Origin of the sequence: Streptomyces sp. NPDC048257 (assembly GCF_043201855.1) — a bacterium.
Lineage (GTDB): Bacteria > Actinomycetota > Actinomycetes > Streptomycetales > Streptomycetaceae > Streptomyces.
Genome location: NZ_JBICZI010000001.1, coordinates 496,417 through 519,772 on the forward strand (window position 1 = coordinate 496,417; position 23,356 = coordinate 519,772).

At 74.2% G+C, this 23,356-nt stretch carries 15 protein-coding genes; 6 read left to right on the forward strand and 9 right to left on the reverse strand.

Translation table 11 applies throughout. From position 1 onward, the window contains the following. Positions 1-230: 230 nt before the first annotated feature. Entirely contained in the window at positions 231-398 is a 168-nt protein-coding gene (locus ACGFZK_RS02440; RefSeq protein WP_393846950.1) for a hypothetical protein, read from the reverse strand. 76 nt (positions 399-474) lie between these two features. Between ACGFZK_RS02440 and ACGFZK_RS02445 the strand changes: the two genes are divergently transcribed. The 3 genes from ACGFZK_RS02445 to ACGFZK_RS02455 all read left to right on the forward strand — a co-directional run bounded on the left by ACGFZK_RS02445 (position 475) and on the right by ACGFZK_RS02455 (position 6,006). Beyond that, on the forward strand, positions 475-828 hold the full coding sequence (locus ACGFZK_RS02445; protein WP_393846951.1) for a S26 family signal peptidase: 354 nt from the start codon (positions 475-477) through the stop codon (positions 826-828). Further along, complete coding sequence (locus ACGFZK_RS02450; RefSeq protein WP_393846952.1) at positions 825-1,478, forward strand: hypothetical protein; 654 nt, start codon at positions 825-827, stop codon at positions 1,476-1,478. The genes ACGFZK_RS02445 and ACGFZK_RS02450 overlap by 4 nt, the downstream gene beginning before the upstream one ends. Before the next feature lie 325 nt (positions 1,479-1,803). Further along, positions 1,804-6,006, forward strand: coding sequence for a molybdopterin-dependent oxidoreductase (locus ACGFZK_RS02455; RefSeq protein ID WP_393846953.1), 4,203 nt, complete (start codon positions 1,804-1,806; stop codon positions 6,004-6,006). A gap of 54 nt (positions 6,007-6,060) precedes the next feature. On the opposite strand, the gene ACGFZK_RS02460 is transcribed toward ACGFZK_RS02455, so the two are convergent. Then, a complete protein-coding gene (locus ACGFZK_RS02460) occupies positions 6,061-6,423 on the reverse strand; it encodes a molybdopterin-binding protein (protein WP_393846954.1) in 363 nt (120 codons plus the stop codon). A 762-nt stretch (positions 6,424-7,185) separates the two neighbouring features. Beyond that, positions 7,186-8,679: a hypothetical protein gene (locus ACGFZK_RS02465; protein ID WP_393846955.1), complete on the reverse strand. Its 1,494-nt coding sequence runs from the start codon at positions 8,677-8,679 to the stop codon at positions 7,186-7,188. 232 nt (positions 8,680-8,911) lie between these two features. On the opposite strand from ACGFZK_RS02465, the gene ACGFZK_RS02470 reads away from it, so the two are divergent. After that, a complete protein-coding gene (locus tag ACGFZK_RS02470; RefSeq protein ID WP_393846956.1) occupies positions 8,912-10,390 on the forward strand; it encodes a hypothetical protein in 1,479 nt (492 codons plus the stop codon). Between the two features lie 179 nt (positions 10,391-10,569). Here ACGFZK_RS02470 and ACGFZK_RS02475 read toward each other — a convergent pair whose 3' ends face one another. Together ACGFZK_RS02475 and ACGFZK_RS02480 are read right to left on the reverse strand one after the other, a co-directional pair. Continuing rightward, positions 10,570-11,046, reverse strand: a complete 477-nt coding sequence (locus tag ACGFZK_RS02475) for a hypothetical protein (protein WP_393846957.1) — start codon at positions 11,044-11,046, stop codon at positions 10,570-10,572. Between the two features lie 180 nt (positions 11,047-11,226). Further along, positions 11,227-13,368 (reverse strand): PIG-L family deacetylase, encoded by a 2,142-nt coding sequence (locus ACGFZK_RS02480; protein WP_393846958.1) that lies wholly within the window; start codon positions 13,366-13,368, stop codon positions 11,227-11,229. 540 nt (positions 13,369-13,908) lie between these two features. Between ACGFZK_RS02480 and ACGFZK_RS02485 the strand changes: the two genes are divergently transcribed. Next, entirely contained in the window at positions 13,909-14,871 is a 963-nt protein-coding gene (locus ACGFZK_RS02485; RefSeq protein WP_393846959.1) for a hypothetical protein, read from the forward strand. An 80-nt stretch (positions 14,872-14,951) separates the two neighbouring features. On the opposite strand, the gene ACGFZK_RS02490 is transcribed toward ACGFZK_RS02485, so the two are convergent. Beyond that, positions 14,952-15,683: an alpha/beta fold hydrolase gene (locus ACGFZK_RS02490; protein ID WP_393846960.1), complete on the reverse strand. Its 732-nt coding sequence runs from the start codon at positions 15,681-15,683 to the stop codon at positions 14,952-14,954. A gap of 222 nt (positions 15,684-15,905) precedes the next feature. On the opposite strand from ACGFZK_RS02490, the gene ACGFZK_RS02495 reads away from it, so the two are divergent. Then, positions 15,906-16,124 carry a hypothetical protein gene (locus tag ACGFZK_RS02495; protein ID WP_393846961.1) on the forward strand — a complete coding sequence of 73 codons (219 nt, stop codon included), beginning with the start codon at positions 15,906-15,908 and terminating at the stop codon, positions 16,122-16,124. On the opposite strand, the gene ACGFZK_RS02500 is transcribed toward ACGFZK_RS02495, so the two are convergent. The 3 genes from ACGFZK_RS02500 to ACGFZK_RS02510 are packed head-to-tail and all read right to left on the reverse strand — an operon-like array spanning position 16,121 to position 23,273. Continuing rightward, positions 16,121-17,077, reverse strand: a complete 957-nt coding sequence (locus ACGFZK_RS02500; RefSeq protein WP_393846962.1) for an ABC transporter ATP-binding protein — start codon at positions 17,075-17,077, stop codon at positions 16,121-16,123. The two genes, ACGFZK_RS02495 and ACGFZK_RS02500, sit on opposite strands and share 4 nt — an antisense overlap. Continuing rightward, positions 17,074-20,001 (reverse strand): hypothetical protein, encoded by a 2,928-nt coding sequence (locus tag ACGFZK_RS02505; protein WP_393846963.1) that lies wholly within the window; start codon positions 19,999-20,001, stop codon positions 17,074-17,076. Before ACGFZK_RS02505 ends, ACGFZK_RS02500 begins: the two co-directional genes overlap by 4 nt. Next, on the reverse strand, positions 19,998-23,273 hold the full coding sequence (locus ACGFZK_RS02510) for an FtsX-like permease family protein (RefSeq protein WP_393846964.1): 3,276 nt from the start codon (positions 23,271-23,273) through the stop codon (positions 19,998-20,000). The genes ACGFZK_RS02505 and ACGFZK_RS02510 overlap by 4 nt, the downstream gene beginning before the upstream one ends. Positions 23,274-23,356 lie beyond the last annotated feature (83 nt).

Sequence of the window (23,356 nt, forward strand, 5' to 3'; positions counted from 1 at the left end):
CGCGGTGAACGTCCTCTCCGCACCCGCGAGACGGCGGAACAGCACCGCGTGGCGCGCCCCGAGCGCGGGACACCGGTCGAGGATGCTGCGGTGCCACGCGTCGCACTCGTTGATCCCGCAGGCGTCGAGCAGCCGGGCGAAGCCCAAGGGCTGTCCCGTCGACGACGGCCGCGGACCATGCCTCATCTCGCGGGCGAGCGCCTCGTGGTCGCAGCACCGGCAGGCGATGGTCAGTCCGGGCCCGGTTCCACGGCGGCCAACCAGGCCTCCTGGGACCGCTTCAGAGCGTCGAGGTCCGTCGGCCCGGCCCAGAGCGCGGTGATCTGCCGCTGCCGGTGGGCCGGCAGGCCGCGCAGGACGAAGCGGTGCCGCTGGCCCAGCCACACCGGGGGTGTCATTGGGCCCCGAACGACCAGAAGACTCCCACCTCGTAAATCGATGGGTTCCTGCGGCCGGATCTGCCAGCCTCCTCGGATGGGTGTACTGGACGCAGTGGCCGGCCGGGTGGCCGGCGGGGCCACCGTGGAGTTCCGGCCGACCGGCTCCTCGATGGTCCCGTTGATTCGGAGCCGTCAGCAGGTGGTGGTCGCTCCGGTCGACCCGTCGAAGCTGAGGGTGGGGGACATCGTCCTCGCCCGTGTCGCGGGGACGGTGTACCTGCACCTGGTGTCCTCCGTGGACCCGGCGCGGCGGCGGGTGCAGATCAGCAACAACCGGGGCCGGGTGAACGGCTGGACCAGCCATGATCGGGTCTTCGGCATCTGCGTGACGGTCGACGGGGTCCCCCGGGCGGGCGCCGCGGACAAGACGAGGGCGTGCGGCACGTGAAGCTGGCGATCACCATCCACCAAGGCCGCCTCGGACGGGTGGAGTTCAAGGTCATCCGGCCGTCCCGTCCCCTGGACCGCGCCGTACTCGCCGACCACGACCGCCACGTGGACGCCTACCTCGACCAGGACGCCGCGCGGCGCATCGGCGCCCTGTGGATGCTCGCCGCCTCGTCACCGCGTTCGCTGGTCCACCTGCCGATGCGCGGGAACCGCACCCCTGCGCACGGCCTGCCGGACTCCGGGACACGGCAGCTCGATCTCGTACTGCTGCACCACTCGCTCCAGTTCGCGCCCTCCCGCTGGAAGAAACTGCGCACCCGGCTCGGCCCGGGCCGCCCGAAGACGGTGACGCTTCTCGACCCCGCGCCCACCACCGAACTGCTGATCGACCGCGAGGCGCGTCACCACCGGGAGAACCGGGACCTGTTCCACCAGCACCTCCACGCCGAGACCCTGTTCATGACCGGCAGCGCGAAGGTGTTCAAGACCACCGCCCGGCACTTCCTCGAGGTCGCCCGGAACGGCCCCGCCCACGTCCCCGCCCACCCGGGCTATTCCCACTTCTGCACCCGGCTCCACTCCGACGCCGGCATCCTGGGCGCCGCGCGCGAGCTCCACATCGAGTACTGCGACCGCTGGAGCCCGTGATCCGGCGGTGGGCCGTCAGGGGGAACCTGACCCCTGCCTGCGGGAGCCGCTGCGCGAGAGGCCGGGCTGCTCGTCGACGGTCTGCACCCCACCCCCCGAAGGCCACGACGCGCTCTACCGGCACCTCGACGCGCTCAGCCGCTGACCGGACCACCTCACCGTCCGTGGTGATCTTGCCGAAGCCGCTTGTAACCCCCGTGTGGCACCGCCCGTCACATGCCCGCAACAGGGACTTCCTACGTTGGACCGCAACGGGACCTGCCTGCACACGGCCGCAGCGGCCCGGAGCGGTGCCGTGTCGGCCGGTGGCGCGAGGGGGTCTGCTGTGGCGGAGGCGGAGGCGAAAGCCGCGACCGGGCAGCAGGTGCAGCAGGTGCGTACGGTCTGCTCCTACTGCGGAGTCGGCTGCGGGATCGTCCTGGACATCACCACGGGCGGCGACGGGCGCCGTACGGTGGCCAGGGCCAGTGGCGACCGGAGGCACCCCGCGAACGCCGGGCGCCTGTGCACCAAGGGCGCCACGCACGCCGACATGCTGGCCGCGCCCGGCCGGCTGACCACCGCCATGGTCCGCGGCGAGCGGGGCGCCGAGCCCGCCGCGGCCCCGGTGGAGGCGGCCGTCACCGAGGCGGCCGGGCGCCTCAGGGAGATCCTCGACACCCACGGCCCCGACGCGCTGGCGCTCTACGTCTCCGGCCAGATGTCCCTCGAGGCCCAGTACCTGGCGAACAAGCTGGCCAAGGGCTTCCTGCGGACGAGCCGGATCGAATCCAACTCGCGGCTGTGCATGGCGAGCGCCGGCAGCGGCTACAAGCTCTCGCTCGGCGCCGACGGACCGCCCGGCTCGTACGAGGACTTCGAGCGGGCGGACGCCTTCTTCGTCATCGGCGCCAACATGGCCGACTGCCACCCCATCCTCTTCCTGCGGATGATGGACCGCGTCAAGGCATCCGGCGCCAGGCTGATCGTGGTCGATCCCCGGCGCAACGCCACCGCGGACAAGGCCGACCTGTTCCTGCAGATCCGGCCGGGCACCGACCTCGCCCTCCTCAACGGCCTGCTGCACCTGCTCGTCGAGGGCGGCTGGACCGACCCCGCGTTCATCGCCGAGCACACCGAGGGCTGGCAGGACATGCCCGCCTTCCTCCAGGACTACGCGCCCGCCGAGGTCGCCCGGATCACCGGCGTACCGGAGGAGGACATCCGGCTGGCCGCCCGCTGGATCGGCGAAGCGGGCGAGTGGATGAGCTGCTGGACCATGGGCCTCAACCAGTCCACCCACGGCACCTGGAACACCAACGCCCTGGTCAACCTGCACCTCGCCACCGGCGCCATCTGCCGCCCGGGCAGCGGCCCCTTCTCCCTCACCGGCCAGCCCAATGCGATGGGCGGACGGGAGATGGGCTACATGGGGCCGGGCCTGCCCGGCCAGCGCTCGGTCCTGGTGGAGGAGGACCGCACCTACGTCGAGGAGCTGTGGGGCGTGCCGAAGGGCACCCTGCGCACCGGCGCCGGACGCGGCACCATCGAGATGTTCGAGCAGATGGCCGCCGGTGAGATCAAGGCCTGCTGGATCATCTGCACCAACCCGGTGGCCTCCGTCGCCAACCGCAGCACCGTCATCAAGGCGCTGGAGACCGCCGAACTCGTCATCACGCAGGACGTGTTCGCGGAGACCGAGACCAACGCCTACGCGGACATCGCGCTCCCCGCCACCCTCTGGGCCGAGGCGGACGGAGTGATGATCAACTCGGAGCGCAACCTCACCCTGGTGCAGGGGGCCGCCGACCCGCCCGGCGAGGCCCTCCCCGACTGGCAGCTGATCGCCCGGGTCGCCTGCGCCATGGGGTTCGCCGAGGCGTTCACCTACACCTGCGCCGAGGAGGTGTTCGACGAGCTCCGGCAGGCCTGGAACCCGAAGACGGGCTGGGACCTGCGCGGGATCACGTACGAGCGGCTGCGCTCGGGCCCGGTCCAGTGGCCGGCCGCCCCGGGCGGTCCGGACCGCAACCCGGTCCGCTACCTCAACGACGGAGTCAGCCAGACCCCGGCCGAGCGCCCGGACGGCAGCCGCCCCCGGCTGGTGTTCCCGACGGTGACGGGACGGGCCGTATTCTTCGCCCGCCCCCACCTTCCCGACGGCGAACTGCCGGACGACGACTACCCGTTCGTCCTCAACACGGGCCGTCTGCAGCACCAGTGGCACACCCTGACCAAGACGGGCAAGGTGGCCAGGCTGAACAAGCTCGCCCCGGGACCGTTCGTGGAGATCCACCCGCAGGACGCGGCCGCGCTCGGCATCGTGGAGGGCGACGGGGTCGAGGTGGCCTCCCGGCGCGGGCGGGCCGTGCTGCCCGCCGTCGTCACCGACCGGGTCCGGCCCGGGAACTGCTTCGCCCCCTTCCACTGGAACGACCTGTTCGGCGAGTACCTCAGCGTCAACGCCGTCACCGACGACGCCGTCGACCCGGTCTCCTTCCAGCCCGGCTTCAAGATGTGCGCGGTGACCCTGACGAAGACCCGTGCACCGGTCCCCGTGGCGGCCCTGGCCGCGGCCGGCTCCGGTACCGGCAGCCAGACTCCCGCCCAGGCACCGTCAGCAGGCGCCACGGCGACACTGACCCGGCCCGCGGCCGCCCCCGCGGTCGCCGCCCTCACCGCCCTGTTCGGGCTGGACGACGAGGCCCCGCCCGCCTTGTCCGACCGGGAGCGCCAGTACCTCGCCGGCTTCCTCGCCGGGCTCGCCTCCGCCCCGCCCGGCGCCGGCACCGGCGTCCCGTCGCTTCCGGCCGGCGCCCCCTTCGAGGCCGGGCACGCGCTCTGGATCGACGGTGTCCTCGCCGGCACGTACTCGCGTACGGCGACCGCCCTGGCCGCCGTCCCCCCGGCCGCCCCCGCACCCGTCCCCGCCACCCCGGACCGGCCGACCCGGCGGACCGTCGTCCTGTGGGCCTCGCAGACGGGGAACGCCGAGGACCTGGCCGCCGGCGTCGGAGCGGCCCTGACCGAGGGCGGCTCCCCGACGACCGTCCACAGCATGGCCGACCGCGCTCCCGCCGCCCTGGCCCCCGGCACCGACCTGCTGATCGTCACCAGCACCTTCGGCGACGGCGACGCGCCGGACAGCGGAGCCGCGTTCTGGGAGTCCCTGTGCGCCGCCGACGCACCGCGCCTCCAGGACGTCCGGTACGCGGTCCTCGCGCTCGGCGACTCCTCCTACGACGCCTTCTGCGGCCACGGCCGCCGGCTCGACCAGCGCCTCGAAGAGCTCGGGGCCCATCGCCTCCTGCCCCGCGTCGACTGCGAGCCCGACTACGAGGAGCCCGCGGGCCGGTGGCTGGAGCAGGTCCGCGAGGCGCTCGCGGCCTCCCCGGGGCCGGGGACCGAGGCCGGGGAACCCCGGCGCGCGGCGGACCGGAACTCCCCCTACGTCGCCCGGCTGTCCGGCAACCGGCTGCTCAGCCTGCCCGGCGCCACCAAGGAGGTCCGCCGGTTCACCTTCGACCTGGGCGAGGACGGCCCGGCGTACGAGCCGGGCGACGCCCTCGGGGTCCAGCCGGTCAACTGCCCCGACCTGGTGACGCAGTGGCTGGCGGCCACCGGTCTCTCCCCGGACGCGGAGGTCGCCGTACCCGGCCGCGACCCCATGCCGTTCTCCGAGGCGCTCCACCGGCACCTGGACATCACCCGTCTCACGCCCGACCTGCTGCGCTTCGTCACCGAGCACACCGGCGACCGCGGGCTCAAGCAGCTGACCCGCCCCGACAACAAGGACGGCCTCGCCCGCTGGACCTGGGGCCGCGGGCCCGTCGACGTCCTGACCGAGTTCCCGGTCCGGATCGCCGCCCAGGAGTGGGCCGAGCGCCTCAAGCGGCTCCAGCCGCGTCTCTACTCCATCTCCTCCAGCCCGCTCGTCGACCCGCGCGAGGTCAGCCTGACCGTCTCGGCCCTGCGCTACGAGGGGCCCGGCGGCCACCCCCGCAAGGGCGTGGCCTCCACCTTCCTCGCGGACGCCGAACCGGGCACACCGGTACCGCTGTTCGTACAGAGCTCGGCGCACTTCCGCCCGCCCGCGGGCGCGGACACCCCGGCGATCATGGTCGGCCCGGGGACCGGCATCGCACCCTTCATGGCGTTCCTCGAGCACCGCCGCGCGCTCGGTCACCGCGGCGGCAACTGGCTGTTCTTCGGCGAACAGCGCCGCGCCACCGACTTCTACTACCGCGAAGAGCTGGACGAACTCCACCGGCACGGCACGCTCACCCGGCTCGATCTGGCCTTCTCCCGTGACCAGCGGACCAAGGTCTACGTCCAGGACCGCATGCGCGAGCACGGCGCCCAGCTGTGGTCCTGGCTCCAGGAGGGCGCCCACTTCTACGTGTGCGGTGACGCGAGCCGGATGGCGAAGGACGTGGACCGGGCGCTGCGCGAGATCGCCGTGACGCACGGCGGCCTCCATGCGGACGAGGCCGCCGCGTACCTGAAGCAGCTCTCCGCCGCCAAGCGCTACGGCCGCGACGTGTACTGAGCGGCTCCGGATCGTCGGCACAAGATCACCCTGCTCAGGAGCGGCCGAGAGCCGTCAGCCGGACGTCAGGAACAGGGGCGCCGGGCTGCCCTCGGTCCAGTCCGGGGTGATCGCGGCGAGCGCGTCGCCCACGGCGGCTCCCTGGAGGAAGGCCGCGCGGTGCCCGTCGGCGATCCTGGCCACCGCGCCGTCCCAGGCCACGGGCACCAGCCGGGTCAGCTGGTCCGTGGCGCCGGCCGAGGTGGAGCCCGTGACCACGACGACGTCGGCGTCCCGCGCCCCGTGAACGGCCCCGGCCAGCCGCCCCGTCGGCCGGTCGGGGACGTACCGCACCGCTTCGCTCTCGCCGCCGAGTTCGGCGACCAGGGGCGGAAGGAGCGGTCCGAGTGCATCGCACCAGGCCGCGGCCCGGGACACCGCAGTGGTCCGGCTCGTCCCCGGTGACCAGTACGGCGGCCCGGGGCCTCGGCCGCACCGCCAGGGTGTCGTGGCCGCAGGAGGCGGCGAGCCCGAGCAGCGCGGGACCGATCCTGGTGCCCGCAGGGGCGAGGCGGCCGCCCGCGGGGGCGTCCTCGGTACGCCGGATGTGCCGGCCCGGCGGGGGCGGGGGGCCGGACACCGGCAGCCCCCGCGCCGTGTCGCCCGTCACCGTCCGTGAGATCATCGCGGCGGGCGGCCGGCTGCGCGTTCCCGTGCCGTCTCGGGCCACCGGCGACGCGTCTCCGGGGTCCCCCTCGGGCCCTCTGAGCCGCCGCTCGCGGCCGGACACGGGCCCAAGTGCGTGCACACGCCATGAAAATGCGGCCATACACCTCGCATATGCCACTCACTATGGCTTATTTGCCTGGTGGGTGGTTCAATCGATCATGCGCACCGGCCCCGGTGACGGTCGAGCGGCTCTCGCCGCCATGGGGAATGCCGGTGGAAGAGGCCCCTGCCTGTCGATCGCGGTGTTCGACAGCAGGGGCCTCTTCGCGCCTCACGGTCCTGCTGCTCTTCCACCCGTCGGGCCGCGCCGCCCGGCACGGCCGCTCCCTCGACCCCGACGACCTCCTCGCCGAGGACAACCTCCGCCGCGCGCCGGAGACCACGGGCTGGCACCTGGACGAGTACGAGGACGCGGCCGGGCACTTCCCGGCGCGTTGCGGCGCCGCGCGGCTGAACCCCGCGCAGCCGTGCTCAGAGGCGGTGTATCCGGTCGATGCCGTACCAGTTGGCGATACAGGCCGCGACCCAGTCCCGCTCGTAGTCGGAGGTGAAGAAGGGTTCGGCCAGGCTTCCGATGTACATGGGCCGGTATCCGAGGTCGGTGCCGCCCGCCGCCGCCTCGGTCCGGATCCGGGAGTTCTGGGCGTCCCAGGCCACCGCCCGGGTGACCGTGGTGGTGGTGAGCTCCTTGACGCTCGGGACGAGCACGGCCAGCGAGGCCAGCGCCAGTCCGGCCGCGGCCACGACGGCGGCCGACAGGGCCACGGCCGTGGCCCCCCGGCGGGCCAGGAACGGGCGGGCCCACGCCCCGAGCAGCACCCCGTAGACGCACAGCGCCAGTTCCATCGGCACGAGGTAGTTCGTCCAGGTGCGGGCGTACGTCCATCCGGTCGGGCCGTATCCGCTGCGCAGGCCCAGCACCACCGCGAACGAGCCCAGCACCACGACGGGCACCGGGAGCAGCAGCACGGCGATCAGCATCCTCCGCGGGACGGCCCGGCCCGACTCCCGTTGGCCGAGCGCCGAGGCTCCGAGTCCTGCCGCCAGGCCCAGCAGGACGCCGACGGCAATGGCCCCGAGGTAGGCCCACTGGCCGGTGACGGTGTCCCACATGCGCAGCCAGTCCTCGAAGGTGCCCCGGAGTTCGGTCGCGGAGAGCATCGGCTCCTTGGCGGGCTGCTGGGCGCGGCGCCACCGGGCACCGGGGGACGTGTAGAGCACGATCAGACCGCAGACGAGTCCGGCGCACCACAGCAGGCACCAGGTGAACGGGTGCCAGGTCCGCGCCAGCCCGAGGCGGGGCAGGGCCAGCAGGGCGACCCCGGCCGCGAGGAGGCCGCTGACGAGGGCGAACGACTCGCTCAGGGTGCCGAGCGCGCACCCGATGAGGAACGCCGCGGCGAAACCGCCCGCGCGTACGGCGGCACGGGGCTGCCGGACGGTCCAGACGGCCAGCAGCAGCGCCCATACTCCGATGACGCTGGGGATGGTGTGGGAGATGGTGGCCGGTGCCCACAGCAGGACCTGATAGCTGCGCGTTCCGCCGTAGTAGAGCAGCGCCTGGACGGCCAGGGACCCGGCGACCAGGAAGACCACCGGGGGTCTCGCACCGAGGTACCGGAAGAACCGGATGCCGAGCAGGACCAGGCCTACGGTGAAGGCTACGGCGATGACGGTCGGCAGTATCTTCACGCCGGCGAGTCCGTCGCCGTAGATGATGCCGCTCAGGAAGGCGTTGGTGATCCGGCCGTTCTGGGTCGCGTAGAAGTCGTGCGTGATGCCGAGGACTCCCAGGTCGCGGGACTTCCATGCGGCGCACCAGTCGTCCGAGGTGGGCCGTACGTAGAGCCCGAGGAAGCAGCCGACGGCGACCAGGGCGCCGGCCGCCGCGGCGAGGGCACCGCCCGCGACCGGCAGGAGCCTGCGGACGAACCGGCGATTCCCCTCGGTCGAAGCAGTAACCATCCACCAGTCCTTCGCAGCGGCGCGCCGATTCCGGTCACCCCAATGTGCACCGTTCGCCGTGCACCGGCATCCGCGCGGGGTCCCGGCTACTCCGTGCGGGAACGCCCGGCCTCGCAAGTCACTCCCCGCGGGGTGTCACCCGGGCGGCGGCATGTCGTGGCGGGCTCCGCGCCGCTGTCCCACGATGGGACGTCCGGGGGCCGCGCGCGCAAGCCCGACACAAGGAGTGGCGATGCCTGCTGCCCGGCTCGTTCGATGGGCGGCCGTCACGGCGTCGTTCGCCAGCGTCGTCCTCCCGGTGTGTGTCGCGGCGGGCCCCGTCGGCCGGCACTCCGGCAAGGAGCCCCCGGTGTTCTTCGTCCGGCCCCTCGGACACCAGAGCCACGGCGATGCCGAGGGCAGCTACGCGCCCCGGTCGATGCTCGCCGCCCCCACCATCGGGCTCCTCGCCAACACGACCGCCGCCGAGGGCGTCACCGCGTCCGCCGCCGAGGGCGCACGGTACGTCGAGCGGAGCCACGTACTGCGGCTGCTGTCCGGCCGGTGGAGGTACCTGCCCGCCGGCCGGACGGCCTCGGCCGTGGTGGCCCCCGAGGATCCGACGGCCCGTCTGCAGATCGCGCAGACCCGCGCCTGGCTGGCCGCCGGCCGGATCCCCGGCCGCTCTCCGGCGCAGCGCGCGGCGGCCGAGCGGGCCCTGCTGTCGATGCGCGCCCTGCTCCGGCCGAACGGGGCCATGGCGGCGGGATGGTCTCCCGGCTGGATGTACTCCTGGCCGCGCGACTCCAGCTTCGCGGCCGCCGCGTTCGCGCACACCGGCCATGACGCCGAGGCCCACCGGATCCTGCGCTACAGCGCCGCGACCCAGCGCAAGGACGGCACCTGGGACGCGCGCACGAAGCTCGACGGATCCGGGCCGCCCGACGGCAGGAGGTGGCAGCTCGACGCCAACGGCTGGGTGCCCTGGGCCACCTGGCAGTGGTACCGGACGGCCCCTCCCGCCACCCGCGGGGCCCGGCTGGCCGGCCTGTACCCGATGATCCGCAAGGCGGCCGACCGCGCGACGGCCTCCCTGGGGGCGGACGGCCTGCCCCCGGCCTCCCCGGACTACTGGGAGGTGATGACGACCACCACGAACATCGGGACGGCCGCCCCGCTGCTGGCCGGACTCAACGCTGCCGCGGACCTCGCCGGCGAGCTGGACCGGCCGGGGGACGCGGCACGCTGGTCCGGCGCCGCCGGGCGGCTCTCCGCCGGGATCTCCCGCAGGTTCGCCCCGCTGGGCTACCAGCGGACCGTCGACGGACAGCACGGGCAGGACAGTGCGGTGGCCTTCATGGCGCCGCCCTTCAACACGGCCCCGGCCGACGTGCCCCGGGCGCTCGAGACCTCGTACCGGAAGCTGCTCCTGCCGAACGGTGGCCTCACCCCCGGAAACGACCCGACGGCGCCCTGGGGCGCGAACGCCTGGACGCCCAGTACCTCGTTCTTCGCCCTCGCCTGGGCCTGCACCGGCAGGACCGGCAAGGCCGGGCAGGTGCTGGACTGGGTCCTCTCCAAGCGGAACCAGCTCGGCGAGCTGCCCGAGAAGGTGGACCCGGCGGGCAGGCCGTCTTCCGTCGCGCCGCTGGCCTGGACGGGCTCGATCGTCGTGCTCTCCCTGGTGGCACTCGACGGCACGGCGCTGCCCACCCCGCCCCTGCGGCCTTGAGGGGTGTCTAAGGGCTGTCCCGTAATCCCCGGCGGGCGCACGACGACAGCTACGCCACCTCGCTGCGTTGCCGGAACGCCCGAACACGCACAGTATGAGGACGCCCCTCCGCCTTGCGATGCACCGCATCTGACGCCGTGCGCCGATCCACCGGGGATTACGGGACAGCCCTTAGCCGATCAGAGCGGATCGTTCCCGTCACCCGGCGGCGGAGCGGTGCGCAGGCGCTCCAGCTCGGTGATGAGGCGCTGGTACGCGAGCTTCTCCGCCGCCACCGCCTGCCGGAACGGGGGGTGGTCCGGCTCCTGCCGTGCCCGGGCCTCCTTCGCGGCGGCGAGGCGGAGCTCCCTCGCACGGTCCAGGTCGTTCATCGCCGTCACCGTCGCGACGTCGAGCAGCTTGTGGTCGAGTACCTCGGCGAAGGCCCGCTCCATCGGCACGGTCAGTCCGTCGAGTTTCGCCGCGCAGCCCGCGGGGGTCGCCGTCCCGCCGCAGCCCTCGTCGAGCGCGCGGGAGAGCGAGGTGAGCGTCGTCGCGAGCTCCGGATACCCCCAGTGGGGCGCGGTGTCGTCGCTGCATCCGGTCACCAGGGCCGTGAAGGCGGTGCAGGCGACGAGTGCGGCCGCGGCGCGGGTCGTTCCGGGTCCCCCGCACATGCGTCGGCACGAGGTGAGAGGAGGGGTCATGGGAGCCCCGATCGCCCGTTGGTCCGAGTGCGGCCGCCCTGGGGGGTGTCGTGCCGATCAGTCCGGGCTCGATCGGCAGCATCCCCCTGGGGGGTGGTCTGCCCGCCATCCTCGCCCGCCCGGATCAGCCCTGCCACCCGGCGGCGCAGGTCACTGCGGGGGCTGTCCCCCGGCGACGGCGGAGCCCGGGCGTCCGGCTTGCGCGAGCGTCCAGGGCTGGACCGCCCGGTGCCACGGGGAGGGGGTCCGGCTGCCGAGCGGCGGGGAGCCGCCCGCCGGGACCGTCGTGATGACGTGCAGGTCGGCGTCCAGGCCGAGGGCCGCCGCGACCGCCGTACCGGCCCACTCGGCCACGCCCGCCGGGGCGCCCGTGTAGAGCATCTGGGACTCCTGCCAGGGCTGCGGGCCGTCGACGCCCGCGAGTCCGACCGTGCCCGCGCCGGCGCGGCCCGCGAGCAGGTCGCCCGCGATGCCCACGGCGCCGTAGCCGCCCAGACCGCCGGCCTCGGCGACCGGTGAGAACTCCGGCGCGGGCCCGGCCACGCGGGCCAGGCTGGTGGCGACGGTGCCGAGACCGGGCCGGCGGAAGAACAGGCGGACGCCGTCGCCCTCCGGGCGCACCGAGAGCGCGCCCGTCGTCTGGGGCAGTCCGGTCGGGACGGGGCCGCCGTACGGGGCGTCCGGCGCCGGGCGGACCCAGGCCAGTACGGAGCCGGCCGTGGCCGCGTACACGTGGCGGCGCCCGGACACGTCGGTCGAGGTGACCGGGTCGCCCTGGAGGCCCGCGCCACCCAGGGCCTGCCACGCTCCGAACGCGCCGCCCGGGGCCGCCTGCGCCCGGGCGCGCAGCGTCCGGCGGGAGTCCCGTACGTACACCGTCATCCGGCCCTCCGGGTCCACGGCGACGGCCGGTCCGCTGATGGCCGACGTGCCGGACCGGTCCACGGTGTCCGGGGTGCCCAGCGACTGCCACGGGCCGAATCCGCCGTCGACCTCGGTCTGGACGGCGTAGACGATCTCGCGACCGTAGTCCTGGGGCGTCGTGCCGAGGGTGGTGCGGGTGGCGAACACCGCGATCCTGCCGTCCCAGAGCCGGACGGCCGAGGCCCCGGCGTCGATGCCGTCGCCGGGCAGGAACTCGGGGCCCTGCCAGGGGGCCTGCGGGCCGCTGCGCGACCAGTACGCCATCCGGCCGTCCAGCGCGGCGAAGGCCCAGAGCCGTCCGGAGACGCCCTCGGTCATCCAGGAGGTGCCGTCACCGCGGCTGTAGCGGATGGTCTGGCTCCAGCCGGCGCCGGCGGGACGGGTCGCGGTCTTGCGGTCGCCGCAGCCCGCGGTGCTGCCGCACCAGTCCTGGTGGTCCATCCAGGCGTAGGTCTTGAGGTAGCCGAGCTTCTCCTCGGCCGTGCGCGGGTCGAGTGTCGGGGGCAGCGAGCTGTTCGGGTAGCTCACGTAGTTCTGGACCGAGAAGTGCGGCCGGTCCTCGGACTTCGCGTAGCGCTCGGCGGCGGCCTGCACGAAGCGGGCGCCGTACATGTGGTCCTGGTGGTCGAGGAAGGCGCCGCCGCCCTCCGCCCTCCCGGGGGTCGGGTCCTGCGTGCGTATCGTCGTCGGCCGGTACGCCTCGAACACGCCGGCTATGGCGGCCACGGCCTGGTCCTTGGTGTACGAGAACCAGCGCTTGACCGGCGTTCCGGAGGTCAGCTGGGCACCGAGGGCAGAGGTCCGGCCGTCCCACAGTCCGCGGAGGCTGTCCGGGTTGTCGCCGGAGATGCTGCGGGCCTCGCGGAGCTCCATCCAGACCAGGTTGACCTGGGGCCGGGCGACCAGCACGTCCACCTCGGCGCTGCCGCCCCCGGCGGTGGGTACGGACTTGCGCTGCCATGCGCTGGTGCGGTCGCCCGTGGCCATCTGTGCGTAGGCGGCCCGTATGCCGTTCTGCCGGGCCTCGGCGTAGGCGGCGCGGTCGGCGGGTCCGGCGGCGTCCTGCAGGTGGGGGCTGTGGGCCTCGTTCCTGCCGTCGGACTCGCCTGAGGTCAGGTAGACCGTGGTGACCTTGATGCCGGTCGATATGGAACGGCTCAGGTCGGGGTTCATGAAGAACAGGTCGTCGTCGGGGTGGGCGACGACCTGGAGGGCGGAGCCCTCGGTCACGCTGGGGCTGACCACCACCTCGGGCGCCGCCGGAGGCTGCTCGGTTCCCTGTCCGTAGGCCCAGGTCGTCACGCCGGCGATGCCGACGGAGAACGCGGCGAGCAGGGCCGCGAGTCGGGTGCGGCTGGCCAGGGACATGTACAGCGCCTTGAGGGTCGGTCCGGTGCGGCGATCTGCCTGGGAGGTCTATCGGTGTCCCGATGGCTCCACTGCTTCCGGAGACGACCGGGGCCGATTATGGCCCGCGCGTTGATGGCTGACACACCATCAAGTCGCATATGACCGGAAGGCCAGTTGTGGTGGATTTCCACACCACTTGCCCGATTTGTCATCTCTTGCGTGATACACCCGATAAACCGGTCGGAATCGGTGTATGCGCTGGCCACCAGCCGGTTTGCCTGGCTCCGGTGAGCCGCCGAGCACGGCGACCCGCCCCGCCACCGCCCCCGCAAGTGGCGCATTGCACACCTCCCTCACCCCGGAGCGGGCGAGCCGTCCGGGATGCCGCGCACCGCGATCAGGGTCAGACGACGAGCGGCACGGTACCCGCGGGGCGGGAGCTCGGGCGGCCCGACCGCGTCGGCATTACCATGGACAACTACGGCCGAAACGGTGAATTCTTCACATTCCGCTCCGCCGGATGGAGTCGTTCGACCAGCCTGAGGACGATCGATGCCCATGAAGCGCATCCCCGCCATCGCCACGGCCGTCACCATGACGGCCGCCACCTGCCTGCTGTCCGGGGCCGCGGACCCGGGCCGGCAGGTGCCCTCCTGCCCGACAGCACCGCCGGACAGTTTCTGGCGTGCGCCCGTGGACAGCCTCCCCGTGCATCCGAGCTCCGCCCGGTACGTCACGTCGATCGGCTCCACCGAGCCCCTCCACCCGGATTTCGGGTCGGGGCTCGTGGAAGGCCAGCCCTTCGGCATTCCCATCACCGTCTCGGACACGACGGTGCCGGAGTCCGAGGTGTCCCTGGACTACGCCGACGAGAGCGACAAGTCCGGGTACCGGATCCCGCCGGACGCCAGGATCGAGAACGGCCCGGCGAGCGACGGGGACCGGCACGTCGTCGTCTGGGACCGGGCCCTGTGCAAGTCCTACGAGCTCTTCGACGCCGAGCGCCAGGGCGGCAACGCCTGGCACGCCGGCTCCGGTGCGATCTTCGATCTGCGTTCCAACGCCCTGCGGCCCGACGGATGGACCTCGGCCGATGCCGCCGGGCTGGCCATCCTCCCCGGCCTGGTGCGCTACGACGAGGCGTCCGGCGGCCGGATCGACCACGCGATCCGCGTCACCGTCCCCCGCTCGGACCAGAGCTACCTCTGGCCCGCGCGGCACCAGGCGGGCGCCGCGGCGGACAGCTCCCTGCCGCCCATGGGACTGCGGCTGCGGCTGAAGAGCTCGGTGGACACCTCACAGCTGGCCCCGCAGGCCAAGGCCGTGGCCGACGCCCTGAAGAAGTACGGCGCGATCGTCGCGGACAACGGCTCGGCCTGGTACATCACCGGGGAGGAGAACCCCCGTTGGGACAACTCCCAGCTCGACGGGCTCAAGAACTTCAAGGGTTCCGACTTCGAGGCGGTCGACGCGTCCGGCCTCCAGCAGTCCCCGGACTCCGGAGCCGTCGCACCACAGTGAGCCCGAGACACTCTCCGGGACCCTCGGGGGTGTCCTGGGCCGAGCGCCGGGCAGCCTGGTGGAACCCTGCTCCGGCGCGCTCAGTGGTGAGCGGGCAACTGCAGGGCGAAGCGGCGGACGGCATCGGTGAAGGCCTCTGGAGCATCGAAGTTCGAGAGATGTCTCGCCCGCGGGATCAACTCGATGCGTGCGCGAGGATGCGCACGGACGAAGTCCATCTCACCGGACCGGAAGACGGTGTCCTTCTCGCCGTTCAGGATGAGCACGGGAGCCGCCACATAACGCATCGCATCCGCATCGAAGCGGCCAAGTACCTCACCCCAGGCGGCCGGCAGGGTGTGGAAGGCATAGCCGGCCCGGATGGTGGCGTCCACCACCTCGGGAGAGTAGAGCCGGCGTAGCAACCTGTCGTTCCAGCGGGTCAACCGGTCCGCCGGCAGGTGAGGGACCAGCCCGGCGACCCACCGGTAGGGAGTTGCCCACGCACCACGTGTCGAGGCGCTGGCCCCCGCAAGAACCAGCCCCCGCAGCCGCCCCGGGCAGCGTCGCGCGAACTCCAGCGAGGCGTATCCGCCAAGGGAGTGCCCGACGACCAGAGCCGGACCGCGGTCGAGCGAGTCCACCGCAGAAGCGATGATCTCCGTCGCCGCGTTCAGACTCCAGGGTTGAGCAGAGCGGGCGCCGTGGCCCGGCAGGTCAACGGCGGCCACCCGAAAGTCCTCCTGGAGCGCGGCGAGCTGTGGGCTCCATTGGCCCGCGCTGAGCCGCGTCCCGTGTACGAAGATGATCGGCGGTGCATCCGCAGCCGTCATGAGCCCCCCAGATCTGCACTCTCGTCGGACCGACCTTACTGGCGGGCAGTCCCTGGTGCTCAGGCGGGGAAAGGCTCGCCCGCGAGACGCTCAGACTCAGGATCAGTCAAGGGGCGTTCGGTGCGGGACGGTCCGCCGGCCGGACGTGCCACCCGCAGCCGGGTACAGGTTTACCGTCGGAGGTGTCCCCGCCTACCGGACACGATGACGGGAGCGGGTGCGATGAGCGAACCGGCGTCCGGGCCGGGCGTCGGGGACCGGGTGCGCGACCTGGTGGAGCGGGAGGGCGAGTGCTGCGCGTTCTTCACCTTCACCACCACGGCCGGCGAGGACGGGATCGCACTGGACATCGAGGGGGACCCGGTGCACGAGGAGGTCCTGGACGCCCTCGCGGCACGGCTCGCCGCCGCCCCGGGGCAGGGGCGGGCCGGTATGTCCTAGGGGGCATCCGGGCGGAGTTCGATGTGGTCCGGGGCCAGGTCGACCGCCAGGCGGTGTTCCATGCCCAGGGCCTCCAGGAACTTCGGGGGGAGCTGGACGCGGCCCGAGCGGTCGAGGACGACGTACTCGCGCTCGCTGATCGATTCCTCGCCGTGCTCGTCGGTGACGAGACGGCGCAGGACCTCGCTGCTCGTGCGGCCGTCGCGGATCGCCACCGTGCGGCGGACCTCGCCCGCCACCATGGGGTCGTGCGTCACGATGACCACGGTCACGCCGAGTTCCTTGTTCACGGTGCGGAAGGTCTCGAAGACCGCCGCGGCCGTCTCCGAGTCCAGTTCGCCCGTGGGTTCGTCGGCGAGCAGCACCTCGGGGTCGTTCGCCATCGCCACGGCGATCGCGACGCGCTGCTGCTGGCCGCCGGACAGTTCCGCCGGGCGCCGGTGGGCCAGGTCGCCGATCCCAAGGGCGTCCAGGATCTCCCCTACCCGTGCCGCGTGCCGCGCCCCCGCGCCTCGGCGCGGGCTTCCGCCCTTCAACTGCATCGGCAGGGCGACGTTCTGAGCTGCCGTCAGAAACGGCAGCAGGTTGCGGGCCGTCTGCTGGAAGATGAACCCGACCGCTTCGCGCCGGTAGCGCAGCCGGTCCCGCGCCGACAGTTCCAGCAGGTCGTAGCCGGCGACCGCCGCGCTCCCCGCCGTCGGGACGTCCAGGCCCGCCAGGATGTTCAGCAGCGTGGACTTGCCGCTGCCCGAGGCACCCACGAGGGCCATCAGGTCGCCCTGGTCGACCGTCAGCTCCAGCCCCTGGAGGGCCTGTACCTCGATGCCGTCCTGGCTGAAGATCCGGACCAGGCGGTCGCAGGCGATCGCGGCGGTCGCCGCCGGGGTGCGGGGCTCCGCGGCGGCCGTTGCCCGGCGGCGCAGCTCCTCGTAGGTCGGCTGGTCGGTCTTCAACGCTGGTCTCCCGCTCTCAACTCGGTGGTGATCTGCCGTCGCCCGGATGTCGCCGCCTCGATGAGCACGGCCGCGGCGACCAGGGCGGCCAGGTTCAGGGCCTGGGTCAGTACGGGCGCGGCCGTGAGCCGTACGCCGGTCGGCACGCGCGCCCCGACCAGCGTGGACAGGTCCATCGCCGGGCCCAGCAGGGCCACCGCGGCCGCCGCCACCAGGGCTCCGCCCAGCGTCGCCGTCAGGGTCTGCGGCAGGGTCTCGGCGAGGATCAGCGCCACGCCCTGCCTGCGGGGCAGTCCCATGGTGCGCAACCGGGCCAGCAGCGCGGCGCGTTCGGGGACGGTCCGTACCAGCGTCAGCAGCACGGCCAGCAGTGCGAAGCCGGCCGCTCCGGCCACGGAGGCCCAGAAGAGGCGCTGCGCCGACCGCTGCAGCGGATCGGCGCCGAGCTCGGCGACGGCCTCGGCGCTGGTGCGTACGGAATACACCTCGTCGGCCGGGTTCGCGCCGGCCGCTGACGGGGCCTGCCCGGCGGCGGGCGCCGCGGCAGTGGCCGGGGCGGTTGCCGCAGCGGGGCCCGGGGTGGGCGTCCCGGACGCCGCCGGGAGCTTGGCCCGGATCATCGCGCGCAGCCGCTCCCCGTCGACCGACCCGATGCCGAACCACCGGTTCGGGCGGTCGGTGCCGCCCACCAGGGCCGTCGCGGCGCCGGCCGGCAGGATGACGGTGGCGGCGTCCCGGGCCGGGTGGGCCGGGGTGCAGTCGATCACGCCCGCGACCCGGACCCGCAGCTCTCCGCCCTCGCCGGGCAGCACTCGGTACGTACCGCCCTGCGCTGCCTGCCCGGCCAGGCCCGCGCTGAAGAGCGCGGGCACCGCAGCGTCGGCGGACTGTGCACCACCGGTGGCCAGCAGGGCGGGGTCGAAGGATCCGCAGCCGAGGACGCGGGACAGTTCCGCGTACGCGGCCGGTTCGGCGATCACCACGGTGACCTGGCCGGATCGCTGGGGCGTGCCGAGTACGGAGGAGTCGTGGTCGACCCACAGCGGTACGGACGTCCGTACGCCCGGCAGTTCGCCCGCGGCCTTCGCGATCCCTTCCGGGAGCGGGGATTTGCCGAATGCCGAGATCGCCGCGTCGCCCCCGATGGTCAGCCGGGCCACATTCAGCCGGGACGCGTCCACCGACTCCAGGACGGCGGCGCCGAATCCCCCGGTGGTGATGGCGAGGAGCAGCGCGACCATCGGCAGGACGGAGGGGCCGTTGCGGCCGCGGGCCTGCGTGCCGGGCGCCGCCGGGCCGCGGGCGGCCCGGGCGAGTCCCAGGAAGCCGACCAGTCCGGAGCTGCGGCCGGCCGCGCGGGCGAGCCACCCGGTCACCACCGGCTGGATCCGGGCCAGCAGCAGTCCCCCGCACAGGGCGAGCAGCAGCGGCGCCGCGATCAGCAGCGGATCCGGGTCACTGCCGGGCGGGGCGACCCCGCGGCGGCGGACCTCCACCACGGCGGCGGCGGTGGCGAGGAGGACGAGCAGCTCGGCCACGGGCCTGCGCCAGCGCCCGCCCGGGCGCTTCGGGGTCAGCAGCACGGCCGCCCGTACCGGGAAGGCCAGCAGGGCCAGCAGGGCGACGGCCCCGGCCGAGAGCAGTGCGGGTGCGAGCCGGGGGGTCGGCAGCAGCAGTACGGCGAGCGCGGTGGCGGCCGCGGCCGCCGGGAGCACCGTGACGGCGCCCTCGCCGAGGAGCCGGCCGGCGATCGCGGCGCGGGAGCCGCCCCGGGCCAGCAGCAGCCGCAGTTCGGCGTCGCGGCGGTCGGCGGCGAGCGCGCCGGCCAGACACAGGACGACGAAGGCGACCCCGCCGACCCCGGCGGGTCCGATCAGGGCGAGCGGCGCCGCGGCCTGGGTGCGGGCGCGGGCCTCTTCGAACAGTTCGGGCAGCCACGAGGTGGTGTGCAGCTGCGCGCGGCCGGTCTCCCGGGCGAGGGTGGCGGCGGCGGGTCCGGCGACGTAGGAGGCGACCTCCTTCCTCGTGCTGTCGAGCCGGTCGGCCCGCAGGCCGCCGACGTCCACCGGAAGCCGCCAGAAGTCCTCGGCGGTGCGGCTCCAGTTGCCCAGCCGGTCGAGGCCCCCGGTTCCGACGAGGGCGTCGACGTCCCAGGCGAGGTTCTCCCCGAGGTAGCGCTCGCAGGCGCGGGCGAGGCAGCCCAGGCCGTCCCTCCAGAAGTCCTCGCTCTCGTCGAGTACCGCGAACAGGCCGACGACCTCGACGGACGGCGTGCCGTCGACGCGCGGCGCGCTCTTCAGGACGGATCCGACGCGGGCGCCCAGGGTCTCGGCGGCGCGCTGCGAGAGGACGACCTCCACGGGCGACGGTTCCGCGGCGGCGCCCCGGGGAGCAGGCGGGGGCGTGCTGCTCGGCCAGCGTCCTTCGGCGAGCTTCACGTGCGCCTCAGCCTGGCGGACGTGCAGCAGGGACATGCTGGGCGGGAAGCCGGACGGCCGGGACAGTTCCGGATTCAGCAGCTCCTGCCGCTTGGTGGAGCGCGTGCCGTGGACCACGGCGTCCGGGTCCACCCGGAAGCCGGGTCCGGTGCGGGCGAGCAGTTTCTCCAGCGTCGCGTCCAGGGCCTGGGCGCTCTGCCCGGAGTCCGGCGCGGGCGCGGTCACCTGCAGGCTGGTGCTGGCGGACCCGCTGCGCTCCAGGAAGGCCCGCAGGGCCTGGTCGGCGCCGCGGTCCTGGGCCCGCGGCAGCGCGGCGGCCAGCAGGACGGCCACGAAGGCCAGCGCGGCGCCGAGCACGGTGCCCAGCGGCGCCGCCCGCAACCGGGTCCTGACCCAGGGCGCGGGCCGCGGGGCGCGGGCCGGCGACGGGGTGGGCGACGGGGCCGTGGACGACGGCGGGGTGGCGGTCGGCGGCGGGGTGGTCACATCTCCTCCACGGGACGCAGCCGGGCGGCGATGTCGCGGCCCCGGGGGCCGCTGAGCGCGGCCGACAGCAGGGGAACGGCGGCGATGGCGGCGACCGTCAACAGGGTCTGCCAGAACGGCATGTCCACCTGTACGGGCGGGAACGGCCGCCCGGCGGCGGGTGTCAGCACCACCAGGGGCGCCATCAGGTGGACCAGGGCGATGCCCAGTCCGGTCCCGACCGCGGTCCCGATGGCGATCAGCACCCCGCCCTCGGCGGCGGACGCCAGGGCCAGCGAGCGGCGTGGTGTGCCGAGGGCGAGCAGGACCGAGAACTCCCGGCCGCGCACGCGCCGTTCGGCGGCGGTGGAGGTCGCGAAGCCGATGGCCGCGAGGACGGCGCAGGCGGCGGCGAGGGCGGCCAGCGCGCTCTGCGGGCCGGCGCTCAGCGGGTCGTCCAGCAGCCGCTCGGTGATCTCCTCGCGCAGTTGGACGCGCTCGATACGGGCGCCTTCGCGCAGCTGGGCCGCCGCGCGGGCGGGTATCGGGTCGGCGGCCGAGTCAGCGGGGAGCCACCACTCTGTGGGCGTGGCCGGCTGCCGGCCGGAGGACTCCAGCAGGAAGCGGCCGAGCACCTGCAGGTCGACGGCGAGCGCCGACCGTCCGGCCACGGGGAGGGAGTCCACGGCGGCGGTGATCCGCATCGGGACGGTCGCGCCGTCCAGCGTGACGGGGACCGTCTCGCCCACGGCGGCGCCCAGGGACCGAAGGTAGCGGGTGGTGGCGACCGCCGGCACCGCTGCGACGGGAGGTGCGGCGGGCGCCGGGAACAGCACGGTGTTCACGCCCTGCAGGGTGCCGAAGCCGCCCCAGTAGCGCAGCCGCAGCAGGTCGGTGGAACCGGCCGGGACCGGGGAGGACTCGGGGGCTCGCGGGGATCCGGGCCCCGGCAGGGGTGACGCCTGCCAGCCGCCGGCGGGCACGGTGACGTTCCCGGCGGCGCCGTCCGCGGTGTCGGAGACGGCGATCCTGCGCAGGGTCAGTCCGCTGCCGTCGCCCGGATGGTCGCCGTCCCCGGCGTACGAGAGGCGTATCCCGGCCAGCGTCAGCGGGGTGGCCGCCGATCCGACCGGGGCGCCGGTCAGCGCGTCCAGGGGGAAGGGGAGGGTGACCTCGCCGTCGGTGGGCAGCGTGACCGAGGCCGTCCCGTAGGTGGCCCCGAACCGGTCGCGCAGCAGCAGGCTCACGGCGGCCCAGCTGGTCCCGGCGGTCCGTACCGACACGTCGAGGTCGATCCGGCGCGGGGAGCCGGGCAGGGCGACACCGGGGTTCGCCTGCGTGGTGTCCGCTCCTGCGGCGAGCGGTGCGAAGAGCTCCCGCATCTCGTGCCCGCCGCGCAGGTCCGCGCGCAGCGCGACCCGTTCGCCCACCTTGGCCGCGTCCAGTGCGACGATGTCGGCGGGGTTGCCGTCCGGCAGCTTCTGCTCCCGGCGGACCACCGGGGTCAGGCGGTCTCCGCCGGGCAGGGCCGCGTAGCGTCCGCCCTGCCCCATCGGGGACATGCTGCTCCCGGAGATCCGCAGGCCGCCGGCGGTGGCGAAGTCGGCCTGGTCGCGCTGGGACGCGGACCAGGCGGTGTGCTGGCCGAGCGCCAGGATGCCGCTGGAGACGGCGAGTACGAGCAGCAGCACGGGCCCGGTGGCCCGGCCGGGCCGTCGGGCGAGCTGCCAGCCGAACAGGGCCGGGGCCAGGCTCCGGCCGCGCGCCGCCAGCCGTCCGCCGGCCCTCGCCGCGAACGGCAGCAGCCGCAGGACCAGCAGGGTGCCCCCGCACAGGGCGAGGGCCGGGGCGGCGACCAGGACGGGGTCGATGCCGAGCCCGCCGCCGGCGGAGGCGCCGGGCGCGGGGGCTTCCGTACCGCCGTACTGCGACAGCTGCTGGTAGCCGAGGACGGCGAGGACCACGACGGCCAGGTCCACGCCGGACCGGGCGGCGCCCGTCACCAGGGCCTGCCTGCTGCCCACGCGGCGCAGCACGGCGGCCGAGGCGCCGCGCAGGACGGAGGGGAGGGTCGTCAGCAGGACGCAGGCCAGGGCGCAGCCGGCCGCGACCGGCCAGACCAGCCAGGTGTCCGGGATCTCCAGGTGGACCCGCCCGAGCGGTCCGAACCGGCCGAACAGGCGCAGCAGGGGCGGTGTGAGCAGGGGGGCCAGTACGGCCGCGGGCAGGGCGAGCAGCAGGGACTCGGCCGCGGTCAGCGCGCCGAGACGGCGGCGGGAGGCGCCGCGCGCGGTGAGCAGGACCCGCTCCGGTTCCTGGCGGGCGGTCAGGATGTGGGCGACGAGGAGCAGTGCGGCGGTGGACAGGACGGCGAGCTGGAGCGCGCCCATCAGCAGGGTGGACCGGGCGACGACCGTGCCGGCACTCAGCTCGCCCAGCAGGGTGGGCAGTTCGGTGGCGGTACGGAGCGAGCTGGCGCGTTCGAGGGTGACGCTCGCGGGGTCGGCCGCGGTCCGGACCGACTCGGCCTCGGAGGCGCGGACCGTGCGCAGGTCCGGGGTCAGCAGGGTGAGGCGGTGGTCCTGAAGGATGCCGCCCGTGGTGAAGGCGGTGTCGTCGACCAGGAGCGGGCCGTAGATGGCGTAGGTGTCGGCCTGGACCTCGCGGCCGCCGAGCGGGTCGAGCCGCCAGTACGCGGCGTCCGGATCGGCGGCCCGGTACACGCCGGTGACCAGCACGGTCAGCGGGGGCCCGCCGAACCGGTCGTCCAGCCGGACGGGTGCGGGCAGCGCGGTCTCGGTCAGGCCGAGCCGTGCGAGCGCGGCGCGCGGCACGGCCACGTGCGTCGGGGCCGCCGGGGCTCCGGTGGCCGCGGCTGCGGCGACCGGTCCGGGCCACTCACCGGCGAGCAGGCGTACGTGGTCCTTGCCGAGGGCGGCGAGCAGGGTCAGGTCGGCATCGCGGCCCGAGGCGGCGGCGCCGGGGAGTCCGTACGACCGGCTGCGGGCCACGCTCTCGGACCCCACCGGCAGCCGCCCGAACACCTCGTCCGCGAAGGCCCGTACGGACTCGTCGTCCTTGGCGCGGGAGGGGGCGGGACGGCCGCTGGTGATCACGACGGTGGTCCGGGGCTGTTCGGCGCCGGTCAGGGCCCGCCGGAGCCCTTCCTCGCTCACGCCACGGGTGAACGCCGTCAGCGCGGTCAGAGTGGTCGCGGTGATCAGTACGGTGAGCAGCACGGCGACGGCGAGCGGCCACCGCCCGCGCAGTCGGCGCACGACGAAGCCGAGCACGTGTGGAATTCCTCCCCCTGTCCGGACCCTCGGTACCGGATAGCGGACGATGCTGCCAGATTCGGGCTATAGGGGGAAGGGGC